The sequence below is a fragment of the Agrobacterium vitis genome (assembly GCF_014926405.1).
Classification (GTDB): domain Bacteria; phylum Pseudomonadota; class Alphaproteobacteria; order Rhizobiales; family Rhizobiaceae; genus Allorhizobium; species Allorhizobium vitis_H.
Genome location: NZ_JACXXJ020000005.1, coordinates 2,017,267 through 2,039,281, shown reverse-complemented (window position 1 = coordinate 2,039,281; position 22,015 = coordinate 2,017,267). Strand labels below are relative to the sequence as shown.

The following is a 22,015-nucleotide window of genomic DNA, read 5'->3' as shown; positions in this document are numbered from 1 at the left end:
CAACTGAAAACCGGCTTGAATTCCGACCTCATCCGAAATGCGGCAAATCCGGGCGATTCGGTGCCGACGAGTGCTATTTGAAGGCGATCTGCTGCAAAGTCGCTTCAAGGTGAGACGATGTTTTCAACAGCCTCTTCGGCTCGCAGTGTAGCAAAATCGGACTGAGGACAGCCGGAATCGGTGGCGATTCTATTTTAGACTCTAGCGATTCTCTCAACCAATCGCGGTGTCGCTCGTTACCTGACGAGGTTCGCGCATGCAGCCCGCTTGTTACAGGGCCCGCTTGTTACAGGGAGAGTGCGCCCGCCTTCTGATAAGGGCAGTCTTCTTATAAGGGCAATTAAGGGCAATCAAAACGAGACAGAGCAGCATTGTCGCCGGGGGCGAGTATGGCGGAATTGTCCAGGCTGGCACAATGGTGTGCGGTTTGCTTTGTTTGTTATGAGGAAATGGCGCCTTTATCGTGGAAGTTGGCGAAAAGCGCTTGCAATCGAATCTACGACGACATAATCAGACCGCACCGGAGAGGTGGCCGAGTGGTCGAAGGCGCTCCCCTGCTAAGGGAGTATACCAGAGATGGTATCGTGGGTTCGAATCCCATCCTCTCCGCCATTAAACAAACTTCCATTCAGTCATGTCATAACAATCGCAACGGCGCGCTGTTGTCGTTGAACGCGTTATCGTTTTACCTGCCGCTCAGGAACCGCTCGATCTCGTCTGCAAGCGGCATGAGGTGCAGCAAGGGCGCGTGGCCCTGGCCCTTGGCGATGACCAGGCTGGCCGATGGATGGCGAGCGATCATTGATTCGCTTGCCTGCTTCGATAGCAGTTGCGAATGCTCACCGCGAATGATCAGCAGGGGGAAGGGGGCCAGCGCCTCGTATTGCACCCATAGATCCGGGATGGGCTTGCTGAAATCGATGCTGGAGATTTGCGCGGCAATCGCGGGATCGTAGTCGGCGACGGGAATACCGTTTTCGTCCCGGTAGAGTGCTTGCGCCATGTCTTCCCAGTCCTGCTGTTCCAGCACCGGAAACGTCAAGCCATGCACGGATTTGAGATAGGCGGGGCAATCGGCCCAGGTCTTTGGTCCGCCACCACTGCCCAAGTAATCACGGATGGCGATTAGGCCCTCTTTTTCGAGAACCGGTCCCACATCGTTGAGAATCACGCGGCGAATACGGCTGGAATGCATGACGGCCAGGAAATGCAGCAGAAGCCCGCCTCTGGATGTGCCGATAAAATCCGCCTGAGCGATGGCCAACTCGTCCAGCGCTGCGACCACATCGGCCATTTCCGTCAAAAGATTGTAGTTCTTCGGGTCCGGATCTCGCCCAGAGCCGCCACGACCGCGCGAATCGATGCAGATCACCCGTCTTCCGCCCGCAGCAAGCCGTTGCGCCAGGGGCGTGAAATCACGGTGATTGCGGGTCAGGCCGGGCAGGCAGACGATCGGGGGCAGGGAGGCCAGATGAGTATCGCTGCTGGCTTGGTAATCGCGCACGAACAGTTGGATACCGTCGGCGGCTGTAACCGTCCGGTCTTGAAAGGTCCCATTCTCCAGGTGTTGCATGCCGTGAACTCCTGTTGTCGTCACACTATCCACTATCCACTATCCACTATCCACCGTCAGCGGCCATAGCGAAGATCGTGCTCGATATCTGCGGTCTGCCCCAGCCGGGTCTTGTAGATCTGGTAGTTTTCCATGACGCGTTGTACATAGCCGCGCGTTTCGGGGAAGGGGATGCGCTCGATCCAGTCGACGACGTCATCGATTGGCATACCACGCGGATCGCCATAGCGGTTGATCCATTCCGGCACCCGCTTCGGTCCGGCATTATAGGCAATGAACGTCAATATATAGGAGCCGCCGAAAGCATCGATCTGTTCACCCAGATAATGGGCACCAAGCGTGGCGTTATAGGCTGGGTCCTGGGTTAACCGATCAGGGGAAAATGCCATGTCATGACGCTTGGCGACGGCCTTGGCCGTGGCGGGCATCAGTTGCAACAGGCCCTTGGCATTGGCGGCGGATACGGCTGCCGGGTTGAAGGCACTTTCCTGGCGGGCAATGGCATAGGCCATAGCTTTGCCGGAACCAGCGATATTGGCGGAAGCCGGAATGACCCCGATAGGAAAGGCGAGGGCTGGCACGTTGATGCCACGGCCATAGGCGGTCTTGCCCACCTGCAAGGACAATTGGTGATTGCCAGCGCGTTCGGCCTTGGAGGCGAGAAGCGCCAGTTCTCCAGGGCTTTGCAATTGTTCGGCCAAGGCCCGGTAAAGGCTTGCGCCGCGCCATTCGTGACCGGCGGCCTTGTAGCGATCAATAGCGATAATGGCTTCCCGGCTGGCGAAGCGACGCCGGTCTTCGTCCGTCGGTGTGGGGTAGCGAATGTCGAGCCGTGTCTGCTTCAGGCGGGCGCCTGCCAATTGTCCATAGAATGTGCCGGGATAATCGGCAGCCCGAACGAAATCCTGCCTCGCTGCGGTCGGATTGCCTTGCGCTTCATCGGCACGCCCCAGCCAGTAATAGGCGCGCGAGGCCGAGAGGGGCCGGTTCGATGCCTCGACAATCCGGCGAAAATGCTGGGCTGCGGTTTTTGGATCATTGAGGCCGCGCAGGGCATACCAGCCCGCATGAAACTCGGCATCGACGATATCGACCGGGTCGGTGGCGGTATAGCCAGCGGCAACCTGATAGGCCAGCCGGTATTTGCCGTCATCGGCAAGGCCGCGCGCCACGATGCGCCGTTCATTCCACCATTCGCCCGGATTGACCAATCGTGACGCGTCTCTGGGCACAAGCGCCAGCAGCTTTGCCGCTTCCTGGTAATTGTCCTGACGGCGCTGATACTCGGTCTTGACGAACAGCAATGCGGGATCATTGCCAAACCGTGCGCTGGCGGCCTGGATCAGCGCCACGGCCTTTGGAGAACGGCTGTTAACGGCCATCCAGGCGACATAAAGAGCCTGCGCATCGCCAAGCGAGGCGAAGCGCTTGGCCTGGGCGGTGCGGCCGCGATACATCAGATAATCCATCCGCAGCTTGTGATCGGCGCGGGTCAACAAACCGCCGAATTCGCTCAGGATGCGGTCTTCGGTGGCAATCTCCAGTGGCTGGCTGCGCCACAGGTCTTTCAGGATGAAAACGGCGCGGCTGCGGTTGCCGCTTGCCACCAGGGCGCGGGTCAGGATGATCGTGCCTTCTGCCGTTTCCGGCTTGGTCTCTCCGAAGGCTGCCAACACATCCGGCGCTGGTGGGTTTTCGCGCAACAGCGCTTTTTCCGAATTGGCGCGGAACGCGGAAAGCCCCGGCCAGCCTTTCAGCTCGCGTTGGGCATTGGCAATTTCTGAGGAAGGGATACCAGCAAGGCCGGACATGGCAATCGACCATGTCAGCATATGCCGGTCCAGCCCTTGAGGCATGGCATCGCGAATCGACAGCGCCAGCGCTCCGTTGCGGTCCGACAGCGCGTCGAGGCCGGATTTCAGTGGCGACCGTTCGACCGGCATGGGCGTGACAACCGGGATGGAGCCGGTAATGTCGCCAGAAACAGAGGATGCGGAAGAGGCCGAAAGCGCTGCCGGACGGTTGGCAGGTGCTGGCACATCCTCGCCACCCAGGAGCGGCTGGGACCAGGACACACCGGCAGGCGCCAGCGCCGCCACACCTATGGACAGGGCAAGCTTGAGCAAAATGGTCCGTTTCATCGGCAAACTCGTCCGGAAAATGCGCATAGCTCCCATTAACTCTGACCCCGATTAATGAATGCTTAATGAAATGGCGTCAATGCGACGAAAATTCCGCATTGAAAAACTGTCATAAAACCGGCCGAACCGTGCTTGTACCGGTGCGGGCCTAGCAGTAATGTGCCCCCGTTTGATTGCACATTTACGGCTGACCAGGGATTGGCGGCTGTTGGGAGTTCTATGCATGTTCCAGGGTTCCATGCCCGCGCTTGTCACGCCGTTCACCGAAACCGGGGCGATTGACGAGAAAGCCTTTGCCGCTCATGTCGAATGGCAGATCGCCGAAGGCAGTTCCGGCCTGGTGCCGGTCGGCACGACAGGCGAATCGCCAACCCTGACCCATGCCGAGCACAAACGGGTGGTGGAGCTGTGCATCGAAGTGGCCGCCAAGCGGGTTCCGGTGATTGCCGGCGCTGGCTCCAATAATACGATGGAAGCCATCGATCTCGCCCAGCACGCTGAAAAGGCCGGGGCTGATGCCGTGCTGGTGGTGACGCCATATTATAACAAGCCGACTCAAAAGGGGCTGATCGCACATTTCTCGGCGATTGCGCAGGCGGTCTCCCTGCCGATCATCATCTACAATATTCCGCCGCGCTCGGTGATCGACATGAGCCCGGAAACCATGGGCAAGCTGGCCCAGGCCCATAAAACCATTGTCGGCGTCAAGGACGCCACCGGCAAGCTGGAGCGGGTTTCCGAACAGCGGATCACCTGCGGGCGCGATTTCATCCAGCTGTCCGGCGAGGATGCGACCGCGCTGGGTTTCAACGCCCATGGTGGGGTTGGCTGCATTTCGGTGACGGCCAATGTCGCGCCGCGCCTGTGCGCCGAGTTCCAGGCAGCGACGCTGGCCGGGGATTTCGCCAAGGCGCTTGATTACCAGGACCGGCTGATGCCGCTGCATAAGGCAATTTTCCTGGAGCCAGGTCTTTGCGGGGCGAAATATGCCCTGTCTCAGCTCGGTCGGATGGGCCGGACCGCCCGCCTGCCGCTGCTGTCGACACTGGAAGCCTCTACCGAAGCCGCAATCGACGCGGCCCTTCAGCATGCGGGACTGATGAACTGAGATCATCAATTGAGGGCTGGGCCGGAGTACACATTGGCTCCGGCTTCTTCCATTACGGGTACTGCTGTATTACATAAGTCCTGACAGACCGGAGCAGTAACCCGCCGGCGGTAAGAAAAAGCAAAAAGCATAGGTCGGATTGGACAGAGTTCATGGCACCCAGAGGCAGCCAGCGCACCGTAAACAAGATCGTCGCGGAAAACCGCAAGGCGCGGTTTAACTATGAGATCATCGATACCTACGAGGCTGGCATCATGCTGACCGGCACGGAGGTCAAGTCTCTGCGTGAAGGCAAGGCCAATATTGCCGAATCCTATGCTTCGGACGAGGGTGAGGAAATCTGGCTGATCAATTCGCATCTGCCGGAATATCTTCAGGCCAACCGTTTCAACCATGAACCGCGCCGTCGCCGCAAATTGCTGCTCAACAAGCGCGAGATCAACCGGCTGCGCGTTGCCATCAATCGCGAAGGCATGACGCTGGTGCCGTTGAAAATCTATTTCAACGAAAAAGGCCGCGCCAAGCTGGAACTGGCCTTGGCCAAGGGCAAGAAATTGCATGACAAGCGCGAGACCGAGAAGGAACGCGACTGGAACCGGCAGAAAAGCCGGTTGCTGAAGACGGGCTGAGATGCGTGTAAGTTGTCAAAGCGCCGCATAGAGTTTGTCAGGGAAAAGTGGAACCCGGTTTTCCCGAAAAGACAACGAAAACAAAAGAATCTAGAGTCTGTCTGGTTCAATTTGAACCTGACAGACTCTCGTACGGCGCTTTGACAGGCATGGCATGAGTTTTACCGCCCGTGCATCCCGATAAGGAAGGCATAGGCCGCCAGCCGGGCGTGCCGCTCCTGCTCCTCCCGGGACGAGATGTCCCTTTCGTCGAGGCCGATATCGCGCAATTGATGCGCATTCAACTCACTTATGTGGTTGCTCGGCTTTCCATTGCCCCGGCGTAAGGCACGGCGCGCCAGTCCCGAAGCGATCCAGCGATAGGCCATCGCAAAGCGACGGGTGAAACCGCCTCTGGGGGCCAGGACAACACTGTTTTTCGTCGGTTCTGTCGTGCGCATGATCTTTTCCTTTCAAGCGGGCACGAGGACAGGAGCCTGCGTCTCGACGACGCAGACAAGCGATGGGTGAGGGGTGAAAAGGTGGCAGGCCGAGAGCCTTGTTATCCATCATGGAAACAGGGAGGTTTTCCCTTTTCCTGGAAATACTCTGGCTGCCAGTGGACGCGCGAAAAATGACCGAGATGCGTCAAATCGTCCAGCGAATGTTTTGAATGACAACGATCAGCAACGCTTATGAGTTGTGTTTTACGCGTCGTTCGTGATTGAGCAACCACTGTTTGCGCCACAGCCCGCCGCCATAGCCGGTGAGGCTGCCATCCGCGCCAATGACGCGGTGGCATGGTATGACGATAGCGATCTGGTTTGCTCCATTTGCCCGCGCCACAGCCCGCACGGCGCTTGGACGACCAAGGGATGTCGCCAGCTCTGAATAGCTACAGGTCTCCCCCACCGGAATGTGCCGCAGCGCTTGCCACACATCGCGCTCGAATGGCGTTCCATGTCCGGCCAGCCGGGTTTGGAATCCCCGGGTTTGGAATCCATTGGGATCGCCGCTGAAATAGCGTGCCAGTTCTGCCGCAATCTGTTCGGTCACGGCGGTTCGCCCAATTGTTACTCCGCAGCCTTGTCGTTCCTTCAGACGGTTCAGTTCCGTGGGCAGGGCAGGCCGGTCGGCAAACTCGAGCAGATGCAGCGCGTGATCGTCGGCAATCGCCAGCATCGGCCCGACCGGCGTGTCGATCCAGTCAGCCTTGAGCAGGTCGAGGTCCTTCATCCGTGCCGGAGCATTGCCGAGCAATTGGGTGATGGCGGCACGAAAGCCGCTGCCGGATTCATATCCAGCCTCCATCTGCGCTTCGATCACAGTCTCGCCAGCGGCAAGGACTTCGGTGCCAAGGCTGATCCGGCGCAATCGCGCCATTTCGATGAAGCTGATCCCAAACCGACGCTTGAACGCGCGCCGGACCGTGGATGGATCATGACCGAGTGCAACGACGTCTGCTTCCTGCCAGCGGCGGCCAGGATCGGCATCCAGAAGATCTAGCAGGGTTTTCACCAGTGGATCGGCGTGGCCATAGGCAAGAAGCGGGCGGCAGCGCTTGCAAGGGCGAAAGCCGCCTTCAAGGCAGGCGGCGATGGTGTCTGTGAACCGGCAATTTTCCGGTTTGGGTTTGCGCGCCGTGCAGGTGAAACGGCAGAAAATCCGTGTCGAGGTGACGCAGACATAGGCGAAGCCGTCATAGGACGCATCTTTGGCGACCAGTGCGGCGTAGAGGGTGTCGTCGGAAGGTTGTTTGAACAGCATGAACAGGTTTTACGTCATTCCACCGGACTCCGCCGCCGAAAAACGGGCATGGATATGCCCGTTTTCAAAAATGTTCTGGCTGAATAACTCGGTTCATTTTTATCCGGTCGTCAGGCCGCGTAGCTCTGGTGATAGGCCCCGGACCGTGGCGTATGCGCCTTCGTCCCTTGCGTCTGGAAACGGGCCAGCAGTGATGCCAGATGGTCGGATACGCCTTGCAGCGTATGGGTTGAGGCGTTGGTTTCCTCCACCATCGAGGCATTCTGCTGAGTCAACTGGTCCATGCTGGAAATAGCGGCATTGATTTCATTCATGCCGGATGCCTGTTCCTGGGCGGCCTGGGCTATGGCTGCAATATGTCCGTCCACTTCACGAACCTGATCGCTGATGGTGCGCAAGACGTCGCCGGTCTGGTTGACCAGGGCCACGCCATTGGCGACGTCTTTCGACGAGCGGTCGATCAGCGTTTTGATTTCCTTGGCGGCATTGGCGGAGCGCTGTGCTAGTTCACGCACTTCCTGGGCCACGACTGCGAAACCCTTGCCTGCCTCGCCCGCCCGTGCGGCTTCCACCCCGGCATTCAGCGCCAGCAGGTTGGTCTGGAAGGAAATTTCGTCGATGACGCTGATGATCGAGGAAATCTTGGTCGAGCTGTCCTCGATGGCGCTCATGGCCGCGACCGCATTGCCGACGATCTCGCCGGATTTGCCGGCGGCCTCTGCGGCATGGCTGGCCACCGTCTGGGCTTCGCGGCTGCGCTGCGCCGATTGCTTGGCAATCACGCTGATTTCCTCCAGCGCCGCAGCCGTCTCTTCGAGGGCGGCGGCCTGTTGTTCGGTGCGCTTGGCCATGTCGTCGGTCGCCCGGGTCAGTTCACGGGTATTGGCATTGACCTGGCCTGCCTCGTGGCTGATTTCGTCGAAAGCGCCCGCCAGGGTGGCGACGGCCTTGTTGAAATTGCCGCGCAAGGCCTCGTATTGTGGCGCAAGCGGCGTGGTGATCTGTGCGGTCAAATTGCCGTTGCTGAGCGCTGCCAATGCATTGTCCAGGGCGCTCAGAGCCTGTTGCTGTTCTTCTTCGATTCTGGCGCGCTCCGCGGCAATTTTGCTGCGCTCCTCGCTCAATGCTTCACCATAGGTGGAAATGGCGAAATCCATATCCAGCATCGTGGCGCGGATCAGCGCGGAGATTTTTGGAATGGCGCCTTTCAATCGGCTGCCAAACAGCGTTCCACGCATCTCTGCTTCCAGCACGCCGGTGACCAGGCCTGAGAGAATTAGCCCGTAACCGTCGATATACCAGCGCGGGTCAAGGCCCAGCTTTGCATGGGTGCGGCCAATCGTGGTTGCCGAGGCAACATAAGCACCATCCAGATGGCCGGAAAGCAGATGGCTCCAATGCTTGATCTGTTTCTGTTTGGCATGTTCGATATGGCTGTCGCTGGAAAAGAACTTCGCCGCTTCCGGATGCTGTTTGGCGGTTTGGTAGAAGATATCCAGCGTCGGACCGATGGAATGGGCAATGATCGGCTGCAAGCCGGCGACGACCTGCAGATCGCTTGCCGTCAGCTTGAGGAAAGCCATTCGCTTGTGAAGTTCGCCATTGTCATCGGTTGCATTAGTCATGAAACACCCTGGTTCACTTATCCTGTTTTACAAATGCACGATCGTCAGCCATTCAACACGGAGATCGGCGTTGCGCTTTGCCATAACGCGAGGTCTCCGCTACATCCCATTTTGTCCAAGGTGTTGAAGACAGGATGCAAGAGGTGGCGCCTCGAGCCTTCTGTCGCTATCCGAGGAAAAATACTCAGCCTAGAGACGCGCTATGGTTGTGTTTTCGGTCATTATTCTCCCGGTTGTGGATCCGTTAGGATCTCACCTCCCATGGAAATGTTAACGCCCAGAAATTTAACAATAGGATAATAAGGCGGTCGCCAGCGTCTAGCCGCAGGAGCGGGTAAACCAAGATTTTATCGCAAAAACCCTTAAAATACGCAGAGCTTACGTTGCCGAATATCTAATAGATACAGTCGTGTCGCGATCCGCTATGCGTGTATCGCGTCTTATTTGAGCCGGAATATTTTTTATCAAGAAAGCAAACGGCAGGGCGGTTGCGTGGCAACCATCAGTTTATGTCCCTGAATAATGCAGGAAAAGACATGTGCCCGACCGTGGTTGAGGGGACCCTGGCTGACCCAGGGTCGTCTCATTGTGCAACAAATAAAAGCGCTACAGCTAAGCTGAGTGCGCCATATTTGGCACGGCGCTATCGGCGATCAGATCTGCGGCTCGGCCAGCATGGGTTCGACCTGGCGCATCGGCCGTTCGCTTGGATCGCGACCGATTTCAGCCTTCAACGATACGAGATCGATGAAATGATCTGCCTGGCGGCGAAGGTCGTCGGCAATCATCGGCGGTTGGGTCGACATAGTCGAAACCACGGAAACCTTGCGGCCCTTGCGCTGAAGGGCTTCGACCAGCGTGGTAAAATCGCCGTCGCCGGAAAAGATGACCAGATGATCCACAGTTTCGGACTGTTCCATCGCATCGATGGCCAGTTCGATATCCATGTTGCCCTTGACCTTGCGGCGGCCCATGGAATCGGTGAATTCCTTGGCCGGCTTGGTAATGACCTTGTAGCCGTTATAGTCCAGCCAATCGATCAGCGGACGGATCGACGAATATTCCTGGTCTTCGATCAACGCGGTATAATAGTAAGCGCGCAGCAGATAGCCACGCTTCTGAAATGCTTTGAGCAGCTTGCGGTAGTCGATATCGAAACCAAGGCTTTTGGAAGCCGCATATAAATTTGCGCCATCTATGAAAAGCGCTATTTTTTCTCTCGGATCAAACATCCTTCAACATCCTTTGTTATATACATTAGCGCGGCATCATGTATGGCCAGCCTCGGGTTCCAACCCGACTCAATGTATTATGATTTAATCATATATGAATTATGTATCCAGCGATAGAGCATATTCCAACCGCCTGTTGATTGAATCTTTATGAGTTTCCAATTTTTTTTACAATTTCTAGGTTGAGTCTGGCTGAAACGACGCTCAGGAAAAACTTGAACTCCGGCGATAATACATGTATCCGGTCTGTCAATCCCTCAGGAATAAATATTAAAAGCCCCAGGACTAAATAGTAAAAAGAAGGACAGACCATGGCACGCGTCACCGTGGAAGATTGCATCGACAAGGTCGATAACCGTTTCGAACTGGTTCTGCTGGCAAGCCATCGCGCCCGTCAGATCTCCCAGGGCGCTCAGATCACCATCGACCGCGACAATGACAAGAATCCTGTCGTTGCCCTGCGCGAAATTGCTGACGAGACCCTGTCGCCTGATGATCTGAAAGAAGATCTGATCCATTCCCTGCAAAAGCATGTCGAAGTCGACGAGCCGGAACAGGATGCTGCCTCCATTGCCGAAGGCCAGCTGACCAGTGGCTCGCAAGACGAGGACGAAATGCCGGAAACCGTAGCCTTCGACCAGATGTCGGAAGAAGAGCTGCTGGCCGGCATCGAGGGCCTTGTCCCGCCGGAAAAGAGCGACGATTACTGATTGCCGAAGTCTCAAGATCGGCGTACCGGTCTTGAGGTGGTCCGATCTTTCAAACTCTCTGTGCGTCAATCGGAAGGTTGGCGCGCTTTTTCTTTTGAGAGTGCGTCTTCGACCAGCGTTGTTGTGGCCTGATTTTCGATTGATGGAGTAGCCTTGGCATGATGCGGCAGTATGAGCTCGTGGAGCGGGTACAGAAGTACAAGCCCGACGCCAACGAAGCGTTGCTCAACAAGGCCTATGTCTACGCCATGCAGAAACATGGCCAGCAGAAGCGAGCCAGCGGCGATCCCTATATTTCCCATCCGCTGGAAGTGGCCGCCATCCTCACCGAAATGCATCTGGACGAGTCCACTATCGCGGTTGCCCTCCTGCATGACACGATCGAGGATACCACGGCGACCAGGGCCGAAATCGACGAATTGTTCGGCGAGGATATCGGCCGGCTCGTCGAAGGCCTGACCAAGCTCAAGAAACTCGACCTTGTCACGAAGAAAGCCAAGCAGGCCGAAAACCTGCGCAAGCTGTTGCTGGCGATTTCCGACGATGTGCGGGTTCTGCTTGTCAAGCTGGCCGATCGCCTGCACAATATGCGCACGCTGGAGCATATGCGCCCCGACAAGCGCGCCCGGATTTCCGAGGAAACCATGGAAATCTATGCGCCGCTGGCCGGTCGCATGGGCATGCAGGACATGCGCGACGAGCTGGAGGATCTGTCCTTCCGCTATATCAATCCCGAAGCTTACGAGACTGTTACAAAGCGGCTGGAAGAGCTTTCCCGACGCAATGAAGGCCTGATCAAGAAGATCGAAGACGAGTTGAGCGAACTGTTGGTCGCCAATGGCCTGCTCCAGGCGTCGGTGAAGGGGCGCCAGAAAAAACCCTATTCGGTGTTTCGCAAGATGCAGTCCAAATCGCTGTCCTTCGAGCAGCTTTCGGATGTCTATGGCTTTCGCATCCTGGTCGATGGCGTTGCGGCCTGCTATCGGGCGCTCGGCATTGTCCACACCCGCTGGCGGGTGGTACCTGGCCGGTTCAAGGACTATATCTCGACACCGAAGCAGAACGACTACCGGTCGCTGCACACCACCATCGTCGGCCCGTCGCGCCAGCGTATCGAGTTGCAGATCCGCACGCGGCGGATGCATGAAATCGCCGAATATGGTATTGCCGCCCATGCGCTTTACAAGGATGGTGAGGGCGGTGGCGAAGGAGAGCTGCTGTCACGCGAAAGCAATGCCTATTCCTGGCTGCGCCACACCATCGAGGCTCTGGCGGAAGCCAACAATCCGGAAGAGTTTCTTGAGCATACCAAGCTGGAACTGTTCCAGGACCAGGTGTTCTGTTTCACCCCGAAGGGCAAGCTGATTGCCCTGCCGCGGGGCGCTACGCCGATTGATTTTGCCTATGCCGTTCATACCAATATCGGCGATACCACTGTTGGCGCCAAGATCAATGGCCGGATCATGCCACTGGTCACCCGTCTGGCCAATGGCGACGAGGTGGAGATCATTCGCTCCGGCGTGCAGGTGCCGCCGGCGGCCTGGGAAGAGATTGTCGTCACGGGCAAGGCCCGCGCCGCCATCCGCCGGGCCACCCGCATGGCGATCCGCAAGCAATATTCCGGCCTCGGCTACCGAATCCTCGAGCGCACGTTCGAGCGTGCCGCCAAGACCTTTTCCCGCGAGATCCTGAAACCGGTTCTGCACCGACTGGGCCATAAGGATGTCGAGGATGCCATCGCGGCAGTCGGTCGCGGCGAAGTGTCTTCGCTTGATGTGCTGCGCGCCGTATTCCCTGATTACCAGGACGAGCGTGTTACGGTAAAGCCTGCCATGGACGATGGCTGGTTCAATATGCGCTCGGCCAGCGGCATGATGTTCAAGCTGCCGCAAGGCAAGAAGGCGTCTGACGCCGCGAAGCCTGCCGATGGCAGTCTTGCGGAGGAGTTGGATCCGCTGCCGATCCGAGGGCTCGCTGGTAATCTCGAAGTGCATTTCTCCGCAGCCGGTGCCGTTCCCGGTGACCGGATTGTCGGCATCATGGAAGACGGCAAGGGGATCATCATCTATCCGATCCAGGCGTCTGCCTTGCAGAAATACGATGACGAGCCGGAACGCTGGATCGACGTCCGCTGGGATCTGGATGAGGCCAACAAATCGCGCTTCCATTCCCGCATCCTGATCAATGCCATCAACGAGCCGGGTACGCTGGCCAAGGTGGCGCAATTGATTGCCGGGCTGGACATCAATATCCGGCTTCTGTCCATGATGCGCGTCGCTGCCGATTTCACCGAAATGGCCTTCGATCTGGATGTCTGGGATCTGCGTCAGCTCAACCAGCTTTTGTCCCAGCTCAAGGAGCTGGATTGCGTGGCAACCGCCAAGCGGGTCTATGACTGAGGCTTGGATTGCCAACTTCGATTGAAATTATGCTGCCGATACAAAGCGGTACAGCGTCATCGCTGTGTTTTATAACACGCACGGCGCTGTAAATGCTCACTGTCCGCTTCGTCGGTGCTGCCAATGTTTTGACATCGGAGCCTTGTTTCTGATCAAATTTCGTGCAGTTTCTGGCTAAATTTCACGGTTTTTAACGATGCCATGCATTATGCGCATGGCTGGCAACGCGCCTTGTCTCTGGTTCTTTGTGCAGTGCACTCGTATATTGAGGTCATCGAAACAAACACAGAGAGATAAGACAATGTTTGGTCCTATTCGCAAATTTGCCCGCGCCCTGCGCGTCCCGACTGCCCAGGAACGTGAAATGGCTTACCTGAACGCTGCCCATGACCGCCTCGACCTGGAATATCGCCAGCGCGAAATCGATGGTGGCCTGTTCCGTCGCATCCGTTAATCGCTATACGCCGGGCGCATGGCTGACCTGTGAAATCAGCTATGCCGGGTGAAGTGGAATTGGATGATGAAAAAGATGGTCGCGGTCTTGCCGGGGCTTGTGAATGAAAGACGAGGCAAATCCAGCCACGTCGTGTTTCCTGATACGTGACCATCATCTTTGGGTGGTCTCGCCGACGAACGAGATGCGTTCGGGTGCTGCTTGATATCAAAATATCAAATCAGCTCATATCAAATTTTTATTCCTGATGTTTTTCCGGGAATAAGCTCGCCTCCGTAACGGTTATATATCTTGGCCAAGTGTTTAACTTGGCCAGGTGTTTAACTTGGATTGCTTGGTCTATCGGCTGCGCATCGGCAGCACTGTGATGAAGACCGACGACCCCGACCTATGCCGCCTTTTCTCGTAAGGCTCGTTTCTCAACGATAATTGTCTGATCCGTGTGCGCTCCTGTCGTGTTATCGGGACGCAAGCGCGTGATGCAACGGTTTTGCCGTTGCCGGTTCGGCCTGAAACGACTAGAGAAACGTCAGACTGACGAATTATGAAAGAGACCGGCGTGACGGATAAAGTCGAAAAGAAGCAGAATGCCCTTTGGGAGAACATCAAGGTCATCATTCAGGCGCTGGTGCTTGCCATGGTGATCCGCACCGTGCTGTTCCAGCCTTTCACCATTCCGTCCGGCTCGATGATGCCGACGCTGCTGGTGGGTGATTATATCTTCGTCAACAAGTTCTCCTACGGCTATTCGAAATATTCGCTGCCTTTTTCCCTCGATCTGTTCTCCGGCCGTATTCTGGCGAGTGAGCCCAAGCGCGGCGATGTCGTTGTCTTCCGCTTTCCGCCCAATCCTGACATTGATTATATCAAGCGCCTTGTCGGCCTGCCGGGCGACCGTATCCAGGTGACCGATGGCGTGTTGCTGGTGAACGGCAAGCCGATACCCAAAGTGCCGGACGGAACCTTCACCTCCGATTACCGGATGGATGCCGGGCGCGACGTGCCGGTCTTCCGCGAAACGCTTGATAATGGTGTCAATTACGACACGCTGGATGAAATCCAGAATTCAGCTGGCGATAATACCCGCGAATTCACCGTTCCCGCCGGTCACTACTTCATGATGGGCGACAACCGCGACAATTCCGCCGATAGCCGTTTTGATGTCGGCTTCGTTCCGGCTGAAAACCTCATTGGCCGTGCGTCGGTGATCTTCTTCTCGCTTGGCAACAACACGTCCTTCCGTGAAATTTGGAAATGGCCGTCCAATATGCGGTGGGACCGTTTGTTCAAGGTTGTTCAATGAAGGCTCCCAAGGCCCTGACTGCTGAAGAACGCGAAAAAGTGGAGGCCGTGATCGGCTACCACTTTATCGGCAAGGAACGGCTGGATAAGGCGCTGACCCATTCCAGTGCCAGGCCTGCTAAAGGTAGCGATTATGAGCGCCTGGAATTCCTGGGCGACCGGGTGCTTGGCCTTTGCGTGGCCGAGCATTTGTTCAAGGTGTTTCGCGCTGCCACCGAAGGCGAGTTGTCGGTGCGGCTGAACCAATTGGTCAGCGCGGAGACCTGTGCGGCGGTGGCCGATGAAATTCAGCTGCATCGCTATATCCGCACCGGTGCCGACGTCAAAAAGCTGACAGACAAGAATATGCTGAATGTGCGGGCCGATGTGGTGGAAAGCCTGATTGCCGCCATTTATCTTGATGCCGGGCTGGAAGCGGCGCGTGCCTTCGTGTTGAAGTTCTGGGCTGAGCGTGCCTCCCGGCAGGATGCCGGTCGGCGTGACGCAAAGACCGAGCTACAGGAATGGGCACACGCGAAATTTGCCGTGACACCTGTCTATCGGGTTGCGGACCGCTCTGGACCGGATCATGATCCCAGCTTCACGGTCACGGTTGAAATCGGCAAGCTGGAGCCGGAAACCGGAATTGACCGGTCGAAGCGCGCCGCAGAACAAGCGGCGGCGACCCGGTTTCTGGAAAGAGAAGGCGTGTGGACGAGATCCACCGCCTCAGATTGATTGGATGACAATGACCGAGCATGAAAACCAACCGACTGGCGATGGCCAGATCGCAGACACCGTCGCTGAAGATGCGGCTGTGGTTCGGCCGACCCATTCTGGCTTCGTTGCCTTGATCGGTCCCACCAATGCCGGCAAGTCGACCTTGGTGAACCGGTTTGTGGGTGCCAAGGTGTCGATCGTCAGCCACAAGGTGCAGACGACGCGCGCCGTCATGCGCGGCATCGCCATCCATAACAATGCGCAGATCGTCTTCATGGATACGCCTGGCATTTTCAAGCCGCGCCGCAAGCTGGACCGCGCCATGGTGACATCCGCCTGGGGCGGGGCCAAGGATGCTGACGTGATCCTGTTGCTGATCGACAGTGAACGCGGATTGCGCGGCGATGGCGAAGCCATTCTGGAAGCGCTGAAGGATGTGCATCAGCCGAAAATCCTGGTGCTGAACAAGATCGACCAGGTTCGTCATGAAGACCTGTTGAAATTGGCCTCCACCGCCAACGAGGCGGTGAAGTTTGAGCGTACCTTCATGATCTCCGCCACCAACGGTTCTGGTTGCCAGGACGTGATGGATTATCTGTCCGATTACCTGCCGGAAGGCCCCTGGTACTATCCTGAGGATCAGATTTCCGACCTGCCGATGCGCCAGCTGGCGGCGGAAATCACCCGTGAAAAACTCTTCCTGCGCCTGCATCAGGAATTGCCCTATTCTTCTCATGTCGAAACCGAGAAATGGGAAGAACGCAAGGATGGCTCGGTCAGGATCGAGCAGGTGATCTATGTCGAGCGCGACAGCCAGAAGAAGATCGTGCTTGGCAAGAATGGCGATGCCATCAAGTCGATCTCCACCAGTTCGCGCAAGGAAATGTCGGAAATTCTCGAACAGACGGTTCACCTGTTCCTGTTCGTGAAAGTCCGTGAAAACTGGGGCAACGATCCCGAACGATTCCGCGAAATGGGCCTGGAATTTCCGAGGGACTAACCGCTTTTCGGGTTATTGCTTGATCCGGTTGGCGATGAACTTTGAAATCGACGGGCCGAGCGCCAGGATCATCAGGAAGCGTGCCGTTTGCAGGGCCAGCACGAAGGGCAGGTCCACATGGGTGGTGGCGGCAATGATCGCCACCGAATCCAGCCCGCCCGGGCTGGTGGCGAGATAGGCGGTCAGCGGATCGACGCCGAGCAGATACCACAGCAGAAAAGCCAGACAGCCGCCAAAGGAAATCAGGATCAGGATCGACAGGGCAACCTGTGGTGCCGCCTTGGCTGCATGCAGCAAAAGACGGCGGCTGAAGGCCAGCCCGATGCGCCAACCCACCATGGCATAGGCGACGGCGAGCAGCCAGAGCGGCAGTTCGATCTTCACCAGTCCGAAGGAATTTAGCACGGCCATGACGAGCATTGGCACCAGCATCGTGCCTGCCGGGATTTTCAGATAGTGACCGGCGGCAGTGGACGCAGCGGTCACCGCCAGCGTCAGGGCCAGAGCTTGCCAATCAGTTTCAGGGAAAAACACCAGGGGTGGTGGCTCCGCGCCGGCGATATTGAAAACGAAGGCCGCCATGGCCGCAGCCGCCGAGGCCACGCAGACCACCCGCAGATATTGCATGAAGGCAACCAGCCTTGTGTCGGCGCCGTAAGCTTCCGCCATCAGCACCATAGCTGAGGCCGCTCCGGCGGAACTGCCCCAAACCGCTGTGGTCCCCGGCAGAACCTGGCGCTTCGCCATGATATAGCCGAGCAGTGAACTGAGCGCGATCACCGACAGCGTCGCGCCGATAAACAGCGGCCAATCCTGCAAGAACCGTCGCAGGATATCGCCATTCAGCGACTCGGCGATCATGCAGCCCACTAGAGCCTGGGCGGCGATATAGGGCGGGCGCGGGAGGGAAAGTCTTGCGCCATTGGTGGCAAACACGATAGCGGCGATCATCGGCCCAAGCAGAAGCGCTGCCGGGAAGCGGACATATTCCAAAGCCCCGGCGACCAGCAGCGACAAGAGCAGCAGCAGCATCCATTTGAGCGCGGATGGAAGCGCTGTCAGCCGGCCATCGCCCAAGGCGGGTTCGGTGTTTTTCGTGTCCATTGGGGTCATGTCATGCCGTCTTGCGGGATCTGAACCAGGGATACGGCGCTGAAGTGCAGCATGCCGCAGGTTGAAAAGGGCGGGTTTTGTATAGGGCGATCTTCTTCTCAACGCCATGTGAAATTCTGGCACGAAGACTATCGCATGGCTGCCATGCTTCCATCGGCCATAAGAATAGCGCGCTTGGGACCAGATCAAGGGGAATATCCCGATTTTTTACGGGCGAACATCATCGCTCTGGTATAAAAACAATCTATGGAATGGACCGATCAGGCAATTGTGTTGGGTGTGCGCAGGCATGGCGAAACCAGCGTCATTGCCGAAATGATGACATTGGCGCGGGGCCGCCATCTCGGTCTGGTGCGGGGCGGGCGATCACGCACCATGCAGCCGGTGTTGCAGCCGGGCAATGTCGTGGAAGTCACCTGGCGGGCGCGGCTGGAAGAGCATCTGGGCGATTTCCGCGTCGAGCCTTTGCAATTGCGGGCTGGTCATCTGATGAGTTCGGCCACGGCGGTCTATGGCGTGCAGGCGCTTGCGTCTCTGCTGCGGCTGCTGCCGGAGCGCGAGCCGCATGGGCATTTGTATGAAGCGATGAATATTATTCTCGATCACCTGCATGAACCCGCGTCGGCAGGTGAATTGTTCATCCGCTTTGAACTGGCAATCCTGAACGATCTTGGTTTCGGCTTGGACTTGACAGCCTGCGCAGCCACCGGTGGGCGTCAGGATCTGGTTTTCGTCTCGCCGAAAACGGGAAGAGCGGTTTCCCATGCCGCCGGTCTGCCCTATGCGGATCGCCTTCTTACTCTTCCGGTTTTCCTGCAACCGGAGCCGTGCGTCGGCAAAGACAAACAGGCCGATGCGCAGGCCCTGCAACAGGCCTTCCGGCTGACCGGTTATTTTCTACAAAGACATGTGTATGAACCGCGCGGGCTCACGGCTGGAGCCGCGCGCGATGGTTTCTGTCAGGCGGCGCTGAAAGCCTTGGAGACGCCGGATGAGAGTGTGCTGGGTGGAGCTGCCCCGAAACCGGTGAGGGTGCCATAGGCATTCTCGTCGGATTTTTTCATATGCGTGCGGATGGCGCGTTGCAGTTCGGTGACATTGCTATAAACGCCGCCATCCAGATCAATGACTGGAAATTTCACGGCGATAAATTTGACCCGGTTGCCTTCCGGGACGCTGATTCCAACCGGAACACCGGCATATTCAATAACTTGTTTTTCCATAGTCATATCCCCGCCCGCTTTGATACGCAGGCCAATAGTCGATCAATTGTGGTGTCTTGTTTTAAGAACGCGTCACATTCGACAGCAAATGAAAGACATCATCATAACGCCTCTCACGCCAAGCGGGCATAGATGCGAGGAGCGCGCCGCATGGTGCGATAGTCTGCGCATATGCTTTACCTCCTTGCCTGGGAGCCGGTTATGGAACCGGCTCTACATTGAACACGTGTCGATGGATTTCCTGTCTGATTGACAGATCCTGGTAGCGTGTATCACCACCTTGTCGACAGCGTTGAAGGTAAGATCAATGGGTCGATCCGTCAATGGCGCTCCAATCAAAAACAAAATATATTTTTGTGATCGATTGAATATGAAGGTTTCATGGCAAAATGAATCCCAAATGCCCCATTTCGGAAAATAGCGTTCGCATTGCGGCAAAATCTGCGCAGTCGCAAAAAGTCAGAAAAAATTCCCGTTAAAATTGAAATATTGGATTTTTATGCAAAATATCTGTCGGTTAAGAGAACCGTTTACCGGCGTTTCCTAAGTTCAATGCCTTCCGGTCGCCTTTCCAGCACCTCAACAGTATCGCCAAGGCGCAGTGTGCCGATAGCGCGGGGAATAGCGTTCCAGCCGAACAGCGGACCGGGAACGCGCTTATCGCCTGACATTCGAAGCCGTCCCATGGCAGCAAGCGGCGAGGGGCCGGACCGCGATCCGGTCTTTTGATCTTGTGTTGTCATGATACAGCGGGCGCAGGGCTTGACGAGATCGAAGCGTAATCCGCCGATGGCGATGCTGGCCCATTGGTCCTCTTCCCAGGGCAGTGCGCCGTCGATGACGATATTGGGCCGGAAGCGGTCCATGGCAACCATGCCTTCCCCATGGGATTCCATATCGGCATTCAGCGCGTCGAGCGAGGCTGTCGTGGTGATCAACACCTGATAGCCATCGGCAAAGGTGACGGGCGTGTCTGGTCCGGCCCAGTCTGCATTGGCCAGGCGCGAGGCCCGCTCATCGAAGAACACCAGTTCGAGCGGCCTGCCGAACCATTGCGACAAGGTTTCGTTGACGGCGGGATCAGCCAAGGCCGAATCAACCAATGACCGCCAGACCGTGACCGATTTGCGGCTGGTAAAACTTTTCAGTGACAGGCTAATGCTGCGACCGTCATCGAGTCGCAGGTATAAAAACTCCCCATCCAGACGCACATCCAGCCGGGCCAGTTCCGGCAGTTCTCGTTGGGTGACGAAATGCCCTGAGGGCTCCACCAGCATCAACTGGCGGTCGCGGCGAAGACCCTCGGGACGAATGTCGGCTTGGCCCAGGGCGAGGCCCCGCGCGCTTTTTAAAGGATAGATGCAAAGGTCGGAGAGAAACATCGAATCAGATCTCCTCAAGAAAATCGCTGAAAATTGCCTGTAGGCGGGCATGGCGCTCGTGCGCCATATGTTGCCCGGTCGGGGTCTGGAAGCCATCCGCCAGCTTGAAAAGCTTGGTCTGAAAATGGTCGATGGCAAAGCGCTTGTCGTCCAGCGGGCGTTGTAAGGCCTTCGGATCGGCTGGATCGTAAAGGCCGGAGCCGAGCCGCCCGGCAATATAAAAACAACGCGCCGCACCGACCACTCCGATGGCATCCAGCCGGTCGGCATCTTGCAGGATTTTTGCTTCCAGCGTTTCGGGCGCAAGATTGGCCGAAAAACTATGGGTGAGGATTGCGTGGGAGACCGATTGGATGCTGATTGTTGGCCATTGTCTGTCGTCAGCCAGGATTGCTTCAGCTTTCTTTGCGGCAAGGCGGGACGCATCCGCGCGGTTGGGTGCGTTCTTTTCCATGGAGACGCAATCATGCAGCAGAACGGCTGCGGCAAGAACCTGACTGTCGCCGCCTTCGAGCGCGTGAATGCGCATGGCGTTTTTGAATACGCGCAAAATATGGGCGGCGTCATGCGAGCCGTCATTGCCCTCAGTGGCATGCGGCAGGAGCCATTTGGCAAGATGCTCATGAGGGGTGAAGGCTGTGGTGATCATCGGGGCATCTTCTCGCAGGGAATCACTTGGTTCTGCTGTATCATTGCCCAAATCCACTGAGATTGAAGGATAAATCCACCCTCAAAATCGCATGATTTTGCCCTGGCCTTCGCAGGGTGGAAAAGCGGTACGCAAGGACGCATATTTCCGTGATCCCGCGCGGCAACAGCTGAGCGTTTTTCAACTCAACCTCTAGAAAACCCTGAATTTCTAGGGAAATCATCCAGCTCATACAAATTATCACCTATAACAATTGCCTTTTGACGAATGACCCCAAATCACGATAGGCATCGCGTAGCGCCGTCCTGTCTCGCGTTTAAATGGCGCTATAAAAATAGAAACAACCTAGACAGGGGTTTTCAATGACGAGTGTTTCTTCAGCGTCTCTTTCGTCGGTGTCGTCTTACAACGTCGGCTCGACATCCAGCCTGGACACCAATAGCGATGGTGTCGTTTCTGCGGAAGAGCAATCCGCGGGATCTACCCGGACCCAGGATCCGACCGTTTTGAGCGATAGTGCCGCCAACAGCACATCCTCGCAGCTTTCCAGTGATATGATGGCCATGGTTCTGGCCCGTGGCGACAGCTCTTCTACCGACCAGAATTCAACCAAGTCCATCGACACTGATAGCGATGGAAAAGTAACCCAGGAAGAATTTGTCAACGCACGTCCAGAGGGTGCGTCGGAAGAAGATTCGACCAAGATGTTCGAGGCCATCGACTCGGATGATGCTGGCTATGTGACCGAAGACCAGCTGCAGTCTGAGACTAAAATGCCTCCTCCGATGATGATGGGCGGTATGGGTGGTATGGGCGACATGCAGAGCCTTAGCAGTATGATGTCCGGTGACAGCAGTGGCAGTGAAGACAGCATGTCCATGGATGATGTGTTCAGCCAGATGAGCTCGGTTATCAATGCCTATCGTTCCGCTGGCGGCACTGCCGACGAAACCGATACGACCGGACAAACCGCCGCTGCCTGACGGGTTGCTACGGCACCCGGCCATCCCGGTGCAGGGCTTTGGAGCTC

At 56.9% G+C, this 22,015-nt stretch carries 20 protein-coding genes and 1 tRNA gene; 11 read left to right on the top strand and 10 right to left on the bottom strand.

Annotation, left to right across the window (positions count from 1 at the left end; all coding sequences use genetic code 11):
- Positions 1–522 precede the first annotated feature (522 nt).
- Positions 523–612: transfer RNA gene (locus tag IEI95_RS20815), tRNA-Ser, on the top strand.
- 73 nt (positions 613–685) lie between these two features.
- Here IEI95_RS20815 and IEI95_RS20810 read toward each other — a convergent pair.
- Positions 686–1,573, bottom strand: coding sequence for an alpha/beta fold hydrolase (locus tag IEI95_RS20810; RefSeq protein ID WP_156535232.1), 888 nt, complete (start codon positions 1,571–1,573; stop codon positions 686–688).
- 56 nt (positions 1,574–1,629) lie between these two features.
- Positions 1,630–3,714 (bottom strand): lytic transglycosylase domain-containing protein, encoded by a 2,085-nt coding sequence (locus IEI95_RS20805; RefSeq protein WP_156535233.1) that lies wholly within the window; start codon positions 3,712–3,714, stop codon positions 1,630–1,632.
- 223 nt (positions 3,715–3,937) lie between these two features.
- Between IEI95_RS20805 and dapA the strand changes: the two genes are divergently transcribed.
- Together dapA and smpB are read left to right on the top strand one after the other, a co-directional pair.
- Positions 3,938–4,822: a 4-hydroxy-tetrahydrodipicolinate synthase gene (gene dapA / locus IEI95_RS20800; RefSeq protein ID WP_015915447.1), complete on the top strand. Its 885-nt coding sequence runs from the start codon at positions 3,938–3,940 to the stop codon at positions 4,820–4,822.
- A gap of 152 nt (positions 4,823–4,974) precedes the next feature.
- Entirely contained in the window at positions 4,975–5,451 is a 477-nt protein-coding gene (gene smpB, locus IEI95_RS20795) for an SsrA-binding protein SmpB (protein ID WP_015915448.1), read from the top strand.
- A gap of 161 nt (positions 5,452–5,612) precedes the next feature.
- On the opposite strand, the gene IEI95_RS20790 is transcribed toward smpB, so the two are convergent.
- The 4 genes from IEI95_RS20790 to IEI95_RS20775 all read right to left on the bottom strand — a co-directional run bounded on the left by IEI95_RS20790 (position 5,613) and on the right by IEI95_RS20775 (position 10,054).
- Entirely contained in the window at positions 5,613–5,891 is a 279-nt protein-coding gene (locus IEI95_RS20790) for a hypothetical protein (RefSeq protein WP_156535235.1), read from the bottom strand.
- Between the two features lie 232 nt (positions 5,892–6,123).
- Positions 6,124–7,197: a trifunctional transcriptional activator/DNA repair protein Ada/methylated-DNA--[protein]-cysteine S-methyltransferase gene (locus tag IEI95_RS20785; RefSeq protein ID WP_156535236.1), complete on the bottom strand. Its 1,074-nt coding sequence runs from the start codon at positions 7,195–7,197 to the stop codon at positions 6,124–6,126.
- Positions 7,198–7,307: 110 nt separating this feature from the next.
- The gene (locus tag IEI95_RS20780; protein ID WP_156535238.1) at positions 7,308–8,822 is read right to left on the bottom strand and encodes a methyl-accepting chemotaxis protein; all 1,515 of its coding nucleotides are present in this window, start codon (positions 8,820–8,822) and stop codon (positions 7,308–7,310) included.
- Positions 8,823–9,475: 653 nt separating this feature from the next.
- Positions 9,476–10,054 (bottom strand): LabA-like NYN domain-containing protein, encoded by a 579-nt coding sequence (locus IEI95_RS20775; protein WP_015915451.1) that lies wholly within the window; start codon positions 10,052–10,054, stop codon positions 9,476–9,478.
- 311 nt (positions 10,055–10,365) lie between these two features.
- Between IEI95_RS20775 and rpoZ the strand changes: the two genes are divergently transcribed.
- The 6 genes from rpoZ to era all read left to right on the top strand — a co-directional run bounded on the left by rpoZ (position 10,366) and on the right by era (position 16,618).
- On the top strand, positions 10,366–10,764 hold the full coding sequence (gene rpoZ / locus IEI95_RS20770) for a DNA-directed RNA polymerase subunit omega (protein WP_015915452.1): 399 nt from the start codon (positions 10,366–10,368) through the stop codon (positions 10,762–10,764).
- A gap of 158 nt (positions 10,765–10,922) precedes the next feature.
- The gene (locus IEI95_RS20765) at positions 10,923–13,163 is read left to right on the top strand and encodes a RelA/SpoT family protein (protein ID WP_156535240.1); all 2,241 of its coding nucleotides are present in this window, start codon (positions 10,923–10,925) and stop codon (positions 13,161–13,163) included.
- Positions 13,164–13,464: 301 nt separating this feature from the next.
- Positions 13,465–13,617, top strand: coding sequence for a DUF3563 family protein (locus IEI95_RS20760; protein ID WP_015915454.1), 153 nt, complete (start codon positions 13,465–13,467; stop codon positions 13,615–13,617).
- Between the two features lie 559 nt (positions 13,618–14,176).
- A complete protein-coding gene (gene lepB, locus IEI95_RS20755) occupies positions 14,177–14,920 on the top strand; it encodes a signal peptidase I (protein ID WP_087727723.1) in 744 nt (247 codons plus the stop codon).
- Positions 14,917–15,636, top strand: a complete 720-nt coding sequence (rnc, locus tag IEI95_RS20750; protein ID WP_156535243.1) for a ribonuclease III — start codon at positions 14,917–14,919, stop codon at positions 15,634–15,636. The genes lepB and rnc overlap by 4 nt, the downstream gene beginning before the upstream one ends.
- Before the next feature lie 10 nt (positions 15,637–15,646).
- The gene (era, locus tag IEI95_RS20745) at positions 15,647–16,618 is read left to right on the top strand and encodes a GTPase Era (protein WP_156535245.1); all 972 of its coding nucleotides are present in this window, start codon (positions 15,647–15,649) and stop codon (positions 16,616–16,618) included.
- 12 nt (positions 16,619–16,630) lie between these two features.
- Here the strand turns inward: era and IEI95_RS20740 are convergent, their stop codons facing one another.
- Positions 16,631–17,731, bottom strand: coding sequence for an AbrB family protein (locus tag IEI95_RS20740; protein ID WP_234891103.1), 1,101 nt, complete (start codon positions 17,729–17,731; stop codon positions 16,631–16,633).
- Between the two features lie 246 nt (positions 17,732–17,977).
- Between IEI95_RS20740 and recO the strand changes: the two genes are divergently transcribed.
- On the top strand, positions 17,978–18,772 hold the full coding sequence (gene recO / locus IEI95_RS20735; RefSeq protein WP_156535249.1) for a DNA repair protein RecO: 795 nt from the start codon (positions 17,978–17,980) through the stop codon (positions 18,770–18,772).
- Here recO and IEI95_RS20730 read toward each other — a convergent pair.
- The 3 genes from IEI95_RS20730 to IEI95_RS20720 form a co-directional block, all read right to left on the bottom strand.
- Positions 18,691–18,954, bottom strand: coding sequence for a hypothetical protein (locus IEI95_RS20730; protein ID WP_071204728.1), 264 nt, complete (start codon positions 18,952–18,954; stop codon positions 18,691–18,693). The two genes, recO and IEI95_RS20730, sit on opposite strands and share 82 nt — an antisense overlap.
- 530 nt (positions 18,955–19,484) lie before the next feature.
- Complete coding sequence (locus tag IEI95_RS20725) at positions 19,485–20,336, bottom strand: MOSC domain-containing protein (RefSeq protein ID WP_194416945.1); 852 nt, start codon at positions 20,334–20,336, stop codon at positions 19,485–19,487.
- A 4-nt stretch (positions 20,337–20,340) separates the two neighbouring features.
- A complete protein-coding gene (locus IEI95_RS20720) occupies positions 20,341–20,985 on the bottom strand; it encodes an HD domain-containing protein (RefSeq protein WP_156535254.1) in 645 nt (214 codons plus the stop codon).
- Positions 20,986–21,347: 362 nt separating this feature from the next.
- Here IEI95_RS20720 and IEI95_RS20715 point away from each other — a divergent pair, with 362 nt between their 5' ends.
- Positions 21,348–21,968: an EF-hand domain-containing protein gene (locus IEI95_RS20715; RefSeq protein WP_156535256.1), complete on the top strand. Its 621-nt coding sequence runs from the start codon at positions 21,348–21,350 to the stop codon at positions 21,966–21,968.
- The last annotated feature ends 47 nt before the right edge of the window (positions 21,969–22,015 follow it).